Genomic DNA, 14770 nt, shown 5'->3' on the forward strand with positions numbered 1-14770 from the left:
TCATGGTCGAGGAACCGATTGATTGAAAAGAGAGTGTCAGAACGGAAAACGGGGAGGGCGCCAGACGCGCTCCTCCCCGGTGCGGGTCCGAAGGGCGTGATCAGCCTTCCGGATCCAGCAACCACACCATGTTGTTTTCGTGACCGCCGGTGTCCTCGCCGATCAGCACGCGACCATCGTTCATGACCGCCACGTTATCCGGGCCGGAAAGTCCGTCCACGCTACACGTGTTGGCGGCGTCCTCGGGCTGGTGCGGACCACCCAGCTCCACCATTTCCAGGCGGGCTACGTCGTAGTCAGCGCCGAGAGGCATGCGGAACACGCCGCCGCAGTTGGCATCCTGGTTGGTCAGTTGCACCAGGCCGTCGCTGTCAGTCATGGTGCCGCTGATGTCGGACATGGCCACGTAGACGTAGGCCTGCGGGCCGTCACCTTCGACGCTTGCCTGGGCGCGCCCGATGTTGACGTTGATACCTTCCATCTTGTTGAACTCCCCGGTGGCGCCCAGGGCCACCGCCGCCTTGCGGGACTCCAGGAAGGCCACACGATCGTCGCCGAACGGATTGGTAGCTACGTCGCCGCTGTTGTCCAGATCCTCGCCGCGCTTGCTTTCCGCCCAGTCGTCAATCTGTTGCTGACTGATGTAGCTGTTGGCACCTTCCGTGTAGTCGTTCGGGGTGATGCCGTCGTACTCGTCCACCCAGCTTTCGATCTCGGTGTTGTTGCCGCTGGCCAACTCGACCCACTCAATGTCGAAACCAGCCTGGGCGGCGTCCATGGGCACGGTGTCCTGTTGAACGGCCGCCGCGTACAGAGTGCCACTGCTCAGGTCGCCGGCGGTGTCGGCCACGAATTTGAACAGGATCACGCCGCCGCCATCATCGCTCATATAGACGGTCTTTTGATCGGGCATCACCACGGCGTTTTCGTGGGAGTAGCGACCCAGTGTGAAGTGCTTCACCGGCGTCGGCGCACTAGTGGGGTCGGTGATTTCGACGATGTAGCCGTAATCGTAGGGGTTCGGGAAGGTGGCGCTGTAATCCGTGTTGATCTCGCCGGCCAGATAGTCCGCCAGATCCTGTGCCTGACCGTAGTACGGGTAGTTTGCATTGTTCCAGTCAATGGTGTCGTCGAAGTACAACTCCTCCGACGTCAGAGGGGTGTTCCAGGGGGATACGGTGCCGAAGCAGTTCACCCAGGTCCCGTTCACCGCCGAGAAATCCACCATGGAGGCTTGGTGGTCCTGCACCATCCAGCGGCCATCCTGGTCGCGCATCAGGTGCAGGCGGCTCATACCACCGGGACGGTCTTCCCAGTTGGTGAACAGATAACCCTCGTCTTCGCTGACCGGAATCCAGCCGTTGAAGTCCGGGTCGTTGGAAACACGGATGGTGGCGCTGCCGTCCTTCACGTTGATGGCGCCCAGGCCGCCGGGTTCAGGCGCACCGGCCCAGTCTTCGCTCTGCTGGCCCAGCACGTTGTAGCGGCCCAGGGCCACGCGCATCACCTGTTTCTCTTCGTCGGTTTCCGGCACGGAAACGGCTGCGAAGGGTTCGTTGACATCGGCACCTTCGATCACGCCCACGGTGGCGAGGCTGTAAGTGTGACCATCTGCATCCGCGGTAACATTGGCGTCGGACGGATGCTGAATGTTGGTGAAGACCTCACCGTCTTCCTTCAGGAACAGTCCGGTCGCTTCCGCGCCAAGCGGCAGGGTGGCGATACGGGTCAGCCGTTCCATCTGTGGCTGCGGATCAGGGTCGTTATCACTGTCGCTTCCGCAACCGGTGATTGCCATGGAAATGGCAACCGCCAGTGCGCCCAGTTTAAAAGTGTCGTTCCTCAGAGACATGGATAGCTCCGTCTACTATTGTTTGGAATTGGGGTGGTGACCAGGGTGAGGGGGGCGGATGGCGTTTTAATGAGAGAAAAATGACAAAAATATTTCTCGTCATGAGAAGTGAGTAATCAGCGGCGTGGTGATTGTTGACTGGCGGCGGGATCAGGCCTTCGTTTCGGGGTGTCCCGGTCAAATTTTGATTTGTTATATCGTTACATTTAAGAGGAGATGGCCGCTATTTCGCCGCACATTCCTGTAAGTATCTCAAAATTGTCATAAAGATTTCGAATACTCCTTGCCGGGGTGGTCCCTTGCCCAGTTGGGGGCCGAAGACATGACGATGAGACAGGAAGTGCTGATGAAAATGCTCAAAATGGCGGGGCTCGCCCTTGCCGTAACGCTGGCCGGCTGCGGCAGTGACAGCGACAACCACGATGCGCCACCGCCAGCCGCCGCCAAGAAAAACGTACTGTTCTTCCTCGGTGATGGCATGGGTATCACGACGTTGACCGCCATGCGTATCTTCGAGGCCGGTGAAGCGGGAAGCATCACCATCGATACGCTGCCGGAAACCGCTTTTGTCCGTACCTACTCCGCGGATGGTCAGGTGACCGATAGCGCTCCCTCCATGGCCGCTTACATGACCGGCGTGAAGATGAAAAATGAAGTCATCTCCATGAGCACCGGCACCAACGCCTACGCGCCGGACGGTTCCCAGTATGTGGATGCCGACGGCAACAGCACCTGTGAGGAAGGTAACGGCGCCTCAGTTGAGACGCTGCTGGAGCTGATGAAGGGGCAAGGCTTTGCCACCGGCGTGGTCACTACCACCCGCGTGACTCACGCCACTCCGGCAACGACCTACGCCCACATCTGTAACCGTAACGGTGAAAACACCATCGCCGCGCAGATGGTGCCGGGCGGGGACGGCTTCAACGCCGCCCTTGGTGACGGTGTCGACGTCATGCTCGGTGGCGGCCGCCGTCACTTCCTGCCCGCGGATCAGAGTGGCCGCCGTACCGACGGTCGTAACCTGATCGAGGAAATGCAAACCGCCGGCTATCAGTACGTGGATAACACCGACGCTTTGATGGGCGTGGCCGACGACACCGAAAAGCTGCTTGGCATTTTCACCAGCAGCGATATGAGCTACGAGCTCGACCGTATTCCCACGCAAGAGCCGAGCCTGGCCGAAATGACCGGCAAAGCCATCGATTTGCTCAGCCCTCGCGACAATGGCTTCTTCCTGATGGTGGAAGGCGGTCGTATTGACCATGCGCTGCACGCTACCAGTGCCAAGCGTGCTCTGACCGACGGTATCGCGTTCGATAACGCGGTGAAAACCGCGCTGGAAAAAATGGAAGCGATCGATCCGGGTCTGGAAAATACCCTGATCGTGGTCACCGCGGACCACGACCACACTCTGGTGATCAATGGCTACGCCGAGCGTACTGGCAAGACCACGGAGGACCACGCCGGTGTTCTGGGTATGGTGCGTAACTATGCCAACGGCCCGAACAAAGGGGTGCCGCGCACCGATGTTGATGGCAACCCGTACACCATTCTCGGCTTCGGTAACGGCCCGAATCGCCCCGCCACCCGTGTCGCGTTGACGGAGACGGAAACCGCCGCGGACGACTATCTGCAGGAAGCAGTCATTCAGCTCAGCAGTGAAACCCACGGCGGTGGTGATGTGTTCCTGGGAGCGGTCGGCATGGGTGCCGACGTCTTCCACGGTGTCATCGACAACACCGAAGTTTTCGGCAAGATCAAGGCCGCCCTGGATCTGGATTGAACCGCCAATTAAAGCAGGAGAGAAACATGAAACGTTCCGTTATTGGCGGTGCACTGATCTGCTGTGCCGCCACTCTGATGACCCAACCGGTCAACGCCGCTCAGGCCAAGAACATTATTTTCTTCCTCGGCGACGGCATGGGCCCGGTAACACAGACCGCGGCGCGCATTTACGCCGGTGAAAAAGCCGGTCTGGAAGTGCCGGAGACCCACAAGCTGGCGATGGAACAGCTGGATTACGCCGCGCGTATCAAGACCTACTCCGAGGACGCCCAGACCACCGACAGCGCACCGGGGATGGCCAGCTACATGACTGGCATGAAATCCAAGAACGAAGTGATTTCAATGACACCGGACACCAACCCCAACGATGGTGATGGTAATCCGTACCAGACCAATGGCGACAGCCTCTGCCCGGAAACCGGTAACGGCGAGGCGGCGCGGACTCTGCTGGAGATCCTCAAAGCCGAGGGCTACAGCACCGGCGTGGTGACCACCACGCGTATCACCCACGCCACGCCCGCTACTACCTACGCCCACATCTGCAACCGCAATGCTGAAAATACCATTGCCACGCAGATGGTGCCGGGCGGTGAGGGCTATAACAGCGCGCTGGGGAACGACGGTATCGATGTGATCCTGGGCGGTGGCCGCCGTCACTTCCTGCCGGCCCCTGACGGACGCCGCAGTGATGACCGCGACCTGATCATGGAAATGCAGGGCGCCGGTTATACCTACGTGAGCAGTGGCTCCGAGCTGGGGGCTGTCGACCTGGGCAATACGGAAAAACTGTTCGGTCTGTTCAATAGCAGCGATCTGAACTACGAGCTGGATCGGGTCAATAACGAGCTGGATGAGCCGAGTCTGGCGGAGATGACCCGTTCCGCCATCGATATCCTGTCCCGCAATCAGGACGGCTACTTCCTGATGGTGGAGGGCGGCCGTATCGACCACGCGCTGCACGGCACCAATGCCAAGCGCGCACTGGAAGACACGCTGGCCTTCGACCAGGCCATTGCCGCTGCTATGGAAAAAGCGGATCTGGAAAATACCCTGATCATCGTTACCGCGGATCACGATCACGTCATGGCGTTCAACGGCTACTCCAAGATCGGTAACCCGGTACTCGGCCTGTTGAAGGAATACCGCACTGGCGGGCTGGCGCTCGACGCTCAGGGCAAGCCCTTCACTACTCTGGTGTTCGGTAATGGCGGCGGCCCCCGTGAAGCGGATCGGGCCACGTTGACCGAGGACGAAGTGCTGCAGGACGATTACCTGCAGGAAGTGGGCGTGAAACTGGGCGGACCGGGCAGTGAAACTCACGGTGGCGGTGATGTTCGCCTGAACGCGGGTGGTGCCGGCAGCGATCTGTTCAAAGGTACCCTGGATAACGTGGACGTGTTTGGTTTGATCCACGAAGCCATGGGGCTTTAAGTTTTTCCGGTTTTCGCGGGTGGCCGTCATGGCCACCCTTTTTTTTGCTGTTTGCAGGTAGTTGAATGATGGTTGCAAAACGAATCATGGCTCTGGGGTTGGTGGCGTTTTTGGGATTGCCGCTATCCGCATGGGCACAGCCGGCTTCGGCGCTGCGGGTGGAGTATCATCAGTGGCAAGTGGGTAAGGATGGCGTGCGGCAGGAGCTGTCCTACACGGAGAAACTGTATCGCCAGGAGAATGCCCTGTGGGTCGAGCGGGAAGTGCCGGAAGCCGCCCAGCGTGATCATGATGACCACCATCACGGTGGCCTCGGCCACAAACACGCGGATGTGGTGGGCGCGCCGTTGTGGATCCAGCGGAACGACAACGGCAACGTCGACGTCAAACTGGTGGACCGTTACGAACAGCGTCTGATCGATATCGCGCCGCCGTACTACGGCAACGTGGGCTACGACGGTCACTGGATGGAAACCTGGGCGCTGGTGGATCCGGCCAGCCTGTCTTCCCTGGAACCGTCCTCGGTGGCCGATGACGGCGTCGAAACCTACCAGATCCAGCGCGGTTCCCAGCATATTACGTTGGTGTGGAATCCCGAGCGCCGCTACGTGGTGTCCATTCGTGCCCGGGACGAACACGGTTTGTCCGGCCGCACCATCGAAGCAAAGGAAATCGCCGATTCGGAGCCGGCTCCCTGGACTACCCTGGAAGGTTACAAGAACCGGGACTACTCGGACCTGCTTGATTGAGCGGTGGTGTGGAGATCGTGAGCAGGCTCAGCGGCGTTTGATGATGATCAGCGCGATGGTGATGCCGAGGGCGGCGGCGGGAAACAGTAACAGCAGTTTCTGACGCCGCTCCGCCCGGGCTCGCTGTTCGTTGGCCTTCTGAATCTCCGGGTGCACCTCGGCCTGCGCGGTTGCCGGCAGATAGGCCGGCGCCTGCAAGGCCAGAAACAGGGCCAGTGCCAATACGGGCAGGCGGCGGCCCCGGGAGGCATGAGGGGCGGGGGTGGCTTGATTCTTTTGCATAGGGACCACGTTATCGCTCGGTTCAGCGTGCGGCCCGGATATTGGGCCACTTCGGCGGCGTATGCAAGTTCACCACCCCCGTCGGGGTCAGGTCACCAGGGTCAGTGTCGGATCCCCGGGCTGCACCGTCATTGAGTGCCCGCGTGCCTCGTCCATCTGGTAGTCGCTCTGTTTAACCGTGGAAACAAAACGCCAGTCGGCCCGGGTTTCCTCGGCGGTGAAGGTAACTCGCAGGTAGCCGCGCTGGCTGGCGTTCAAGTATTGAAGGTCATCCACCAGCAGAGTGATGGCCTGCTCCGCCTGGGGGATTGCCTCCGCCGGTAACTGCAGATAGGACTCCAGGCCCGGCGAGGACACCGAGGCGGTGGCCAGTTCCACGCCGACGCTCTGCTTGTCCTCGCCACTGCCAACGGTGAGATGGCTGGCCCAGGCATTGTGGGTGTCGCCGGCCAGTACCACCAGGTTCTTGCCCAGATCCTTCGCCGTCCGCAGCAGCATTTCGCGCTCGGCCATGTAGCCGTCCCAGGCGTCCAGGTTGTAGGGCAGGACAGTGGTGATGCGGGCGATCTCTTCCTCGGTCAGGGTCGGGTCGCCTTGCAGATAGCGCCCTTTCAGGGTGGTCAGTTCGACGATCAGATCCACCAATGCCGGGTCCAGATTGAGCAGGCCCTGCAGCATTTCCGCCGGCATCAGCATGCGGCCCATCAGCACTTGTTGGCCCAGCACCTGCCAGGTGGCGCTGGAAGTGGCAAGTGCCCCACTGAGCCAGTTCAACTGCGTGGTCCCGAGCAAATGCCGATCGGGGTCGGTGACCGCGGCGGTGAAGGCTGCGGCGTCGATGCCGGTTTCGGTCACGTAATCGGTGTAGCTGAGCTGTTTGTCCCGGCCGATGATGCGGGTGTCGAGCATGTGCAGACTGACCAGGTCGCCGTAGTGGAAGCTGCGGTAGATGATTTCCCGATCGTTGTCGTCGAACGGCCGGATTGGCATCCACTCGAAGTAGGCTTGCAGGGCGTACTGCTTGCGCAGCAGGTAGTCGCCCTCGGTGTCCGGGTCATGGTTCTCCGCGCCTCCGATCCAGGCGTCGTTGGCGATTTCGTGGTCATCCCAGACGGCGATGAACGGCGCCTTGGCATGAAGGGCCTGCAGATCCGGGTCGGTGCGATAGAGCGCATAGCGGCGGCGGTAGTCCACCAACTGAATCATTTCCAGGTCGTTGTTTTCTGGCAGGGTGCGGCCCATCTCCTCGGCCTGGTCGCCGTCGTAGCCGTCGGTGGCGTACTCGTAGAGGTAGTCCCCCAGATGCAGTACCGCATCCAACTGCGCCTCCTTGGCCGCCTCGGCATAGACATGAAAATAGCCCGCCGGATAGTTGGAGCAGGACAGCACCGCGAAGGTGACCTGATCCACGCTGCCCTCCGGCAGAGTGCGGGTAACGCCCACCGGGGAAGTGACGCCGGCGGCATGGAAGCGATAGTAGTAGGTCTTGCCAGGCTCAAGCCCCTGGACGTCCACCTTGAGGGTGTAGTCGTAGGCTTCCCGGACTTCGGCGCTGTCCTCATTCACCAGTTGCGTGAAGTCCGCATCACTGGCCACTTCCCAGCTCACTGATACCGGCGCGGTGTCGCCGTCTTCCGGGGTCACCCGGGTCCACAGAATGACGCCCTGGGTCTGCGGGTCGCCGCTGGCAACGCCATGGTGGAACGCCACCTGGCGACCATCGTCATTATTGTTGCTGGAGGACGATCCGCCACAGCCGGTCAGGCCGGTGGACACCACCACCGCGCCCATGCCCAGCGCCGAGGCACGAATAAAATCACGACGAGTAAGGCGTCTCATAGTGCTCTTCCCTGTCAGGTTGTTGGGTGGGAGCGATGCTAATGAGCCGCTATGACGGTTTTATGTTGGATGTTGTATATGGAGGGGAGGGTGATGCGCGTGTGGGGACGGGAGTCCGACCTTGCCCTAACGAAAAAAGGCTCCCGTTTGGGAGCCTTTTTTAAATTGGTGCCGAGGAGAGGACTTGAACCTCCACGGGGTTGCCCCCACTAGCACCTGAAGCTAGCGTGTCTACCAATTTCACCACCTCGGCTTGGCGTGAAAGGCTGAAAAAATCAGGCCGTTCATCGCGAAAGCGCGTGCATTCTAGTATATGATGGCCCGATGTCAAACGGTTTCTGCAAAAAAGTCGTCCCATTTTCTTCATATTGGTTTCATCTCCGGCGTCCACAACGCCTTGCCAGGGAGACCGGCTTGCCACGTTTTTCCCACGAGCCAAATTGAGGCGCATTATGCGCCGGCCAACCCATACATTTGTTTTTGAGGGTATTGAATGTCATCAAAAAAACGCTACACGGATCCCCACGCGGATCGGGAAGCGGCGAAATACGAGAATCCGGTTCCCAGCCGAGAGTTGATCCTTGAAGTGTTGAATGACCAGGGCAAGCCGCTGGATCAGCGGCAACTGGCGGAACTGCTGGCGGTGGGTGAAGACGGTCTGATTGGTCTGGAGCGCCGCCTCAAGGCCATGCTCCGTGACGGCCAACTGGTGGAAAACCGCAACGGTAAACTGGGCATCGTCTCCCGCATGAATCTGGTCGCCGGCACCGTGCAGGGCCACCGCGACGGGTTCGGTTTCCTGATCCCCGATGATCGCAGCCTGTCCGACCTGTTCCTGGCGCCGCGCCAGATGGAAAAGGTCATGGACGGCGACCGGGTGCTGGTGAACGAGGCGGGTTTCAACCGCTTCGGCAAGCGCGAGGCGCGCATTGTCGAGATCGCCGAACGGGCGGTGACCGAAGTGGTGGGCCGTTTCCGCCGTGAGGCGGGGGTCAGTTTCATCGAGCCGGAGAACCGGCGTATCGCCAAGGAAGTCCTGGTGGAGGACCATAATGGCCTCAAACCGAGCCCGGGTGATCACGTTCGCGGGGTAATCACCCAGTATCCGTCCCGTGACCATCATGTGCTGGTGCGCCTGGAGGAGATCATCGCCACTCCGGATCAGCCGGGGATGGAAGTGGAAGTGGCGCTGCGCCGCTTTGAGATCCCCCACCAGTGGCCGGAAGGGGTAGAAGAAGCCGCCTCCCGCTTTGGCGTGGATGTGCCCCATGAGGCCAAGGCCCACCGGGTCGACCTGCGCGATCTGCCGCTGGTCACCATCGACGGCGAGGACGCCCGTGATTTCGACGATGCCGTTTATGTCGCCCGCCGCCGCCGTGGCGGCTGGCGCCTGATCGTCGCCATCGCCGACGTCAGCCACTACGTGCAGCCCAACAGCCCGCTGGACAATGAAGCCCACAAGCGCGGCAATTCGGTGTATTTCCCCAACCGGGTGGTGCCGATGCTGCCGGAGGCGCTGTCCAACGGGTTGTGTTCACTCAACCCTCATGTGGACCGGCTGTGTCTCTATTGCGACATGCTGGTCTCCGCCAACGGCCGGGTATCGCGCTTCGTATTCCGCGAAGGGGTGATGCGCTCCCGTCACCGGCTGACCTACACCAAGGTCGGGGCGATGATCGAGGAACCGGAATCCGAGCTGGCCCAGGAAACGGTGGCGTCGCTGGACGACGAGTCCATCGACATGGTCTGGTCCTTCCACGAGATGTTCCAGGCCCTGCGCAGCCGCCGGGAGTTGCGTGGCGCCATCGACTTCGACAGTGCCGAGAGCCGGATTCTCTACGACGAGAATCAAAAGATCCGCGCCATCGTGCCGGTGGTGCGCAATGTGGCGCATATCATGATCGAGGAGGCGATGCTGGCGGCCAACATCTGTGCCGCCCGCCTGCTGGAGAAGGCCGATGTGGCGACGCTCTACCGTAATCACGAGCCGCCCAAGGAAGAGCGCCTGAGCAATCTGCAGCAGTTCCTGGGCGGGCTCGGCCTGAGTCTCGCCTGGTCCGACGGGCCAATCCAGCCGAGCGTGTTCCAGGCGTTGGGCGGGGACATCGCCGACCGGCCGGACCGCCAGGTGATTCAGACCATGATGTTGCGCTCCATGAGCCAGGCCAAATACGAGGCCGGCAACAAGGGGCACTTCGGTCTGGCCTACAACGCCTATACCCACTTTACCTCGCCGATCCGCCGTTATCCGGATCTGCTGGTGCACCGGGCCATCCGCTATCTGATCCGTTCCGGCGCCGACAGCCCCCATGTGGACAATCCCGGCGAGCTGCCGGCGATTCCGCGCGAACGCATCCTGCCTTACAGCCCGGCGGACATGGTGACCATGGGTGAGCACTGCTCGATGACCGAGCGGCGCGCCGATGACGCCACCCGTGATGTGCTGCAGTGGCTCAAGTGTCAGTATATGGAGGAGCACCTGGGGCAGGAATTCGACGGGGTGATCAGCGGTGTGGCGGCCTTCGGTCTGTTTGTCCAGATCAACGATCTGCATATCGACGGCCTGGTGCACGTGGCCAACCTGGACAGCGATTACTACCGCTTCGATGACGTCAATATGGTACTGGTGGGAGAATCCTCCGGGCGCCGTTATGGTCTCGGTGACGCGGTCTGCGTGAAGGTGGCCGGGGTGCACACCGAAGAGCGCAAGATCGACCTGGAGCTGATCAGCTCCGCTTCCGCGCGGCCGGGCAAGAAAGGCCGCTCCGGCAAGGCCAAGAAGGCCGCCAAGGCGCCGAAACAGGCCGCCGAGCCGGCCGCCAAGGGCGATGGCACCCGGGAAAAGCTGGCCAAGGGCGAGATTCCCAAGGACGGTAAACGCAAGCCCAAGTCCAAGTCCGCCCGCCGGGGGCGCCGCCGCGGATGAGCAAGCGTCCTTCCGGCCCGCCCCGGGGCAAAGCGGGGTCCCGTAAAGGTGCCATGGACAAGCCGGTGATGTATTCCGGCATCCATGCGGTGGAATCGCTGCTGCGGCACCGGCCGGAAGCGGTCCTGGAGCTGTTTGTCCTGGATCGCCGGGCCGAACGCGGCGAGGCCCGCCTGGATGCGTTGATGCAACAGGCGCTGGTCCAGGGCATCGCGGTGCAGTCCGCGCGCCGGGAATCACTGGAGAAACTGGCGGGGCCGCAGAATCAGGGCGTGGTGGCCCGGGCCCGGCCGCGCGTGCCGGGCGGGGAATCCGAATTGGCGACCTTGCTGGAGGGGCTTGAGAGGCCACCCTTGCTGCTGATTCTGGAAGGGGTCACGGACCCCCATAATCTGGGGGCCTGCCTGCGCAGCGCCGACGCCGCCGGAGTCGACGCGGTAATTGTGCCACGCCGCCACACCGCCGGGCTGACGCCGGTGGCCTGCCGCAGCGCCGCCGGCGCCGCCGAGTCGCTGCGTTACTTCGAGGTGGGCAATCTGGCCCAGCTGCTGGCAGCGCTCCAGGATCGCGGCATCCGGGTGGCCGGGGCGGCCCTGGATCAGCGCAGTGTGTCGTTGTTCGACTACCAGCCCGATCCGGGCCTGGCGGTGGTCATGGGCGCCGAAGGCGAGGGGCTGCGGCGCCTGACCCTGGAGCGCTGTGATGATCTGGTGTCGATCCCCATGGCCGGTGATGTGCAGAGCCTGAACGTGTCCGTGGCCACCGGAGTGATGCTGTTCCACCTCCGCGCCCGCGGTCACTCTTGAGCCGGCGCGCCTTCTGAGCTAGAATCCCCGCCCTTCGCCTGCCGCCGACCCGGTGGCGGGCGGACTCCTTGCTTCACCGATATTCGGGAAGCTGCCCAATCCGTAAGGAGCCAACAATGCGTCACTACGAAATCGTGTTCCTGGTCCACCCGGACCAGAGCGAGCAAGTGCCCGCCATGATCGAGCGTTACAGCGCGATCGTTACCGATGGCAACGGCACGATCCACCGTCTTGAAGACTGGGGCCGCCGTCAACTGGCTTACCCGATCAACAAGATCCACAAAGCACACTATGTGATGCTGAATATTGAATGTGACGGCGAAACCCTCGCCGAGCTGGAAAACACCTTCCGGTTCAACGATGCCGTAATCCGTCACCTCGTAATTCGTCGCGAAAAGGCCATCACCGAGCCGTCCTCGCTGGCGAAATCCAACGAGAAGGAGGAGGCCGCCAGCTGATTTCCGAGCGCAATCACTGCGAGCTCACCGGCATCATCGTCACCCTTGAAAAGGTGGCCGTAACGCCGGGTGGCGTGCCCCGCCAGCGTCTCTGGCTGGAGCACCGGTCCCGGCAGCTTGAAGACGGCCATCCCCGTGAAGTCCAGGCCCGTATCGGGCTGGTACTCGCCGGCGGCAAGACCGCCCTGGCGAAGCACCTGAAGGAAGGACAACGGGTCAGAGTCGGCGGCTTTCTCAGCCGCGCCGGCTACAAGGGCGAAGCCCGGGACCGTTTGCAGTTGATCGTGGAAACGCTGGAGCCCCTGGACTAGGAATCGAGGAGAAAACCATGGCCCGTTTTTATCGCCGTCGCAAATTCTGCCGCTTCACCGCGGAAGGTGTTGAGTACATTGATTTCAAGGATCTCGACACGCTGAAAGCCTATATCACCGAAACCGGCAAGATCGTGCCCAGCCGCATCACCGGCACCAAAGCACGCTATCAGCGCCAGCTGGCCAGCGCGGTCAAGCAGGCCCGCTTCCTGGCGCTGCTGCCGTACTCCGACAGCCACGACAATTAAGCCGAGGGGACCGTCATGCAAGTGATCCTGCTGGAAACCATCAAGAACCTGGGTGATCTGGGCTCCGTGGTGGACGTTCGCCCCGGCTATGGCCGTAACTTTCTGATCCCGCAAGGCAAGGCGCTGCCGGCCACCAAGGGTAACCTGGCCGAAGTAGAAGCCCGTCGCGCGGAACTGGAAAAACAAGCTTCCGAGCAACTGGCGGCCGCTCAAGAGCGCGCTGACAAGCTGGCCGAAGCGTCCGTGACCATCGGCGCCAAATCCGGTGACGAAGGCAAGCTGTTCGGCTCCGTTGGTACCCGCGACATCGCCGACGCCATCACCGAGCAGACCGGTGTGGAAATGTCCAAGGCCGAAGTGAAGCTCCCGCACGGCGCGCTGCGTCAAACCGGCGAGTACGAAATCGACTTGGCGTTGCACGCCGATGTGACCGTGACCATCAAACTGGCGGTGGTACCGGCCGAGTAATCACGGCCGTTACCCTGCGCCGGTTTGCCCCCTTGGGGGCGCGGTGACACAATCAAGGCACTGTCCGATCATCGGGCGGTGCCTTTTTTGTGGCCGCCGTCCATGGCGGCCACCCTCCGGGCCGTCGCTGTTGCGACGTCAAAAATCGTTCCGGACGATTTTTTGTTATGATCGCCCTCTGATCTTTTTTGCGTGCCACCGAACGGACCCACCATGAACGAGTCTCTTGCGTTGGATGATCATCTTCCCGACAGCCTGCGTATCCCGCCCAATTCCGTGGAAGCGGAACAGGCGGTGCTGGGGGGGCTGTTGCTCAACAACGAAGCCTGGGACGACGTTGCCGAACGGGTCGGCGAGAAGGACTTCTACCGCAAAGAGCATCGGTTGATCTTCCAGGTGATCGGTCAGTTGGTGGAAGAGGAAAAGCCCAGCGATCTGGTTACCGTTTCCCAGGCTCTGACTCACCGTGGCGAGCTGGACGACGTGGGCGGTGCCACCTATCTCTCGGAACTGGCCCGCAATACGCCGAGTACCGCCAATATCAATGCCTATGCCGAGATCGTTCGCGAACGCAGCATTTTGCGGCAGCTGATTCAGGTATCGCACAAGGTGTCGGATCTGGCGTTCAATCCCAAGGGCAAGCCGTCCCTGGAAATCCTCGATACCGCCGAGTCGTCGATTTTCGAAATCGCCGAACAGCAAAAGAAGGGTTCAGGTCCGCAGAACATCAAGTCGGTGTTGAAAAAGGCGGTGGACCGCATTGATGAGCTGTACCGCAACAAGAATTCCCTGACCGGGGTCACCACCGGCTTCGAGGAAATGGACAAGATAACCGCGGGGCTGCAGCCGTCGGATATGGTGGTGGTGGCGGGACGGCCGTCGATGGGGAAAACCACGTTCGCCATGAATCTGTGCGAGAACGTGGCGATCAAGGCCGGTAAGCCAGTGCTGGTGTTCTCCATGGAGATGCCCGCCGACGCCATCGTCATGCGGATGCTGTCTTCCCTGGGCCGCATCAATCAGGGCGCGATCCGTTCCGGGAATCTGGATCAGGACGATTGGCCGCGTATCACCTCGGCGATCCAGATGCTCAGTGAGCAGAAATTCTTTATCGACGATACCGCCGCGCTCAGCCCGCTGGAAATGCGCGCCAGGGCACGCCGGGTGGCGCGGGAATGCGGCGGCGAGATCGGTCTGATCATGGTCGACTATCTGCAATTGATGCAGGTTCCCGGCGCCGACAACCGGGTCAACGAAATCTCCGAGATCTCCCGGAACCTGAAGGGGCTGGCCAAGGAAATGAATTGCCCGGTGCTGGCTCTGTCACAGCTGAACCGGTCGTTGGAACAACGTCCGAACAAAAGGCCTGTGATGTCCGACCTGCGGGAATCCGGGGCGATCGAGCAGGACGCGGACCTGATCATCTTTCTCTATCGCGACGAGGTCTATAACAAGGACACTCCGGAGAAGGGCATCGCTGAAATTATCCTTGGCAAGCACCGGAATGGTCCGATCGGTACGGTTCGGCTGGCGTTTCGCGGGGAATTCCTGCGCTTCGATGATCTGGCGCCGGAGTACTACCAGCAGTATCAGGACAACGAATAACCGGGGCGGG

General features: G+C 61.4%; 13 protein-coding genes and 1 tRNA gene. 10 read left to right on the forward strand and 4 right to left on the reverse strand.

What is annotated here, in order from left to right; genetic code table 11:
• Positions 1-100: 100 nt before the first annotated feature.
• Positions 101-1852, reverse strand: a complete 1752-nt coding sequence (locus B5T_RS03835; protein WP_014993147.1) for a PhoX family protein — start codon at positions 1850-1852, stop codon at positions 101-103.
• Between the two features lie 322 nt (positions 1853-2174).
• On the opposite strand from B5T_RS03835, the gene B5T_RS03840 reads away from it, so the two are divergent.
• From B5T_RS03840 to B5T_RS03850, 3 genes are all read left to right on the forward strand, one after another.
• Positions 2175-3635 carry an alkaline phosphatase gene (locus B5T_RS03840; protein ID WP_014993148.1) on the forward strand — a complete coding sequence of 487 codons (1461 nt, stop codon included), beginning with the start codon at positions 2175-2177 and terminating at the stop codon, positions 3633-3635.
• 26 nt (positions 3636-3661) lie between these two features.
• Positions 3662-5068 carry an alkaline phosphatase gene (locus B5T_RS03845; RefSeq protein WP_014993149.1) on the forward strand — a complete coding sequence of 469 codons (1407 nt, stop codon included), beginning with the start codon at positions 3662-3664 and terminating at the stop codon, positions 5066-5068.
• Between the two features lie 65 nt (positions 5069-5133).
• Entirely contained in the window at positions 5134-5817 is a 684-nt protein-coding gene (locus tag B5T_RS03850) for a hypothetical protein (RefSeq protein ID WP_014993150.1), read from the forward strand.
• A 27-nt stretch (positions 5818-5844) separates the two neighbouring features.
• Here B5T_RS03850 and B5T_RS03855 read toward each other — a convergent pair whose 3' ends face one another.
• The 3 genes from B5T_RS03855 to B5T_RS03865 all read right to left on the reverse strand — a co-directional run bounded on the left by B5T_RS03855 (position 5845) and on the right by B5T_RS03865 (position 8191).
• Positions 5845-6099 (reverse strand): hypothetical protein, encoded by a 255-nt coding sequence (locus tag B5T_RS03855; protein WP_014993151.1) that lies wholly within the window; start codon positions 6097-6099, stop codon positions 5845-5847.
• 87 nt (positions 6100-6186) lie between these two features.
• Complete coding sequence (locus tag B5T_RS03860) at positions 6187-7938, reverse strand: alkaline phosphatase D family protein (RefSeq protein ID WP_014993152.1); 1752 nt, start codon at positions 7936-7938, stop codon at positions 6187-6189.
• 166 nt (positions 7939-8104) lie between these two features.
• Positions 8105-8191 (reverse strand) — tRNA-Leu (locus tag B5T_RS03865).
• Positions 8192-8431: 240 nt separating this feature from the next.
• Here B5T_RS03865 and rnr point away from each other — a divergent pair.
• The 7 genes from rnr to dnaB all read left to right on the forward strand — a co-directional run bounded on the left by rnr (position 8432) and on the right by dnaB (position 14760).
• Positions 8432-10864 (forward strand): ribonuclease R, encoded by a 2433-nt coding sequence (gene rnr / locus B5T_RS03870; protein WP_014993153.1) that lies wholly within the window; start codon positions 8432-8434, stop codon positions 10862-10864.
• Positions 10861-11670, forward strand: coding sequence for a 23S rRNA (guanosine(2251)-2'-O)-methyltransferase RlmB (gene rlmB / locus B5T_RS03875; protein ID WP_373287308.1), 810 nt, complete (start codon positions 10861-10863; stop codon positions 11668-11670). The genes rnr and rlmB overlap by 4 nt, the downstream gene beginning before the upstream one ends.
• A 116-nt stretch (positions 11671-11786) precedes the next feature.
• A complete protein-coding gene (gene rpsF / locus B5T_RS03880; RefSeq protein ID WP_014993155.1) occupies positions 11787-12128 on the forward strand; it encodes a 30S ribosomal protein S6 in 342 nt (113 codons plus the stop codon).
• Positions 12128-12439 carry a primosomal replication protein N gene (gene priB / locus B5T_RS03885; RefSeq protein WP_035451201.1) on the forward strand — a complete coding sequence of 104 codons (312 nt, stop codon included), beginning with the start codon at positions 12128-12130 and terminating at the stop codon, positions 12437-12439. The genes rpsF and priB overlap by 1 nt, the downstream gene beginning before the upstream one ends.
• A 17-nt stretch (positions 12440-12456) precedes the next feature.
• A complete protein-coding gene (gene rpsR, locus B5T_RS03890; protein ID WP_014993157.1) occupies positions 12457-12687 on the forward strand; it encodes a 30S ribosomal protein S18 in 231 nt (76 codons plus the stop codon).
• A 15-nt stretch (positions 12688-12702) separates the two neighbouring features.
• Positions 12703-13155, forward strand: coding sequence for a 50S ribosomal protein L9 (gene rplI, locus B5T_RS03895; RefSeq protein WP_014993158.1), 453 nt, complete (start codon positions 12703-12705; stop codon positions 13153-13155).
• 213 nt (positions 13156-13368) lie between these two features.
• The gene (gene dnaB / locus B5T_RS03900; RefSeq protein ID WP_014993159.1) at positions 13369-14760 is read left to right on the forward strand and encodes a replicative DNA helicase; all 1392 of its coding nucleotides are present in this window, start codon (positions 13369-13371) and stop codon (positions 14758-14760) included.
• Positions 14761-14770 lie beyond the last annotated feature (10 nt).

Origin of the sequence: Alloalcanivorax dieselolei B5 (assembly GCF_000300005.1) — a bacterium.
GTDB classification, from domain to species: Bacteria; Pseudomonadota; Gammaproteobacteria; order Pseudomonadales; family Alcanivoracaceae; genus Alloalcanivorax; species Alloalcanivorax dieselolei.

What these genes read in the sequence shown, in the direction of transcription:
- rnr (WP_014993153.1), top strand. Translation starts at nt 8,432, where the DNA reads ATGTCATCAAAAAAACGCTACACGGATCCCCACGCGGATCGGGAAGCG.
- B5T_RS03840 (WP_014993148.1), top strand. Translation starts at nt 2,175, where the DNA reads ATGACGATGAGACAGGAAGTGCTGATGAAAATGCTCAAAATGGCGGGG.
- B5T_RS03850 (WP_014993150.1), top strand. Translation starts at nt 5,134, where the DNA reads ATGATGGTTGCAAAACGAATCATGGCTCTGGGGTTGGTGGCGTTTTTG.
- B5T_RS03860 (WP_014993152.1), bottom strand. Translation starts at nt 7,938, where the DNA reads ATGAGACGCCTTACTCGTCGTGATTTTATTCGTGCCTCGGCGCTGGGC.
- rplI (WP_014993158.1), top strand. Translation starts at nt 12,703, where the DNA reads ATGCAAGTGATCCTGCTGGAAACCATCAAGAACCTGGGTGATCTGGGC.
- dnaB (WP_014993159.1), top strand. Translation starts at nt 13,369, where the DNA reads ATGAACGAGTCTCTTGCGTTGGATGATCATCTTCCCGACAGCCTGCGT.
- B5T_RS03835 (WP_014993147.1), bottom strand. Translation starts at nt 1,852, where the DNA reads ATGTCTCTGAGGAACGACACTTTTAAACTGGGCGCACTGGCGGTTGCC.
- B5T_RS03855 (WP_014993151.1), bottom strand. Translation starts at nt 6,099, where the DNA reads ATGCAAAAGAATCAAGCCACCCCCGCCCCTCATGCCTCCCGGGGCCGC.
- rpsF (WP_014993155.1), top strand. Translation starts at nt 11,787, where the DNA reads ATGCGTCACTACGAAATCGTGTTCCTGGTCCACCCGGACCAGAGCGAG.
- rlmB (WP_373287308.1), top strand. Translation starts at nt 10,861, where the DNA reads ATGAGCAAGCGTCCTTCCGGCCCGCCCCGGGGCAAAGCGGGGTCCCGT.
- B5T_RS03845 (WP_014993149.1), top strand. Translation starts at nt 3,662, where the DNA reads ATGAAACGTTCCGTTATTGGCGGTGCACTGATCTGCTGTGCCGCCACT.
- rpsR (WP_014993157.1), top strand. Translation starts at nt 12,457, where the DNA reads ATGGCCCGTTTTTATCGCCGTCGCAAATTCTGCCGCTTCACCGCGGAA.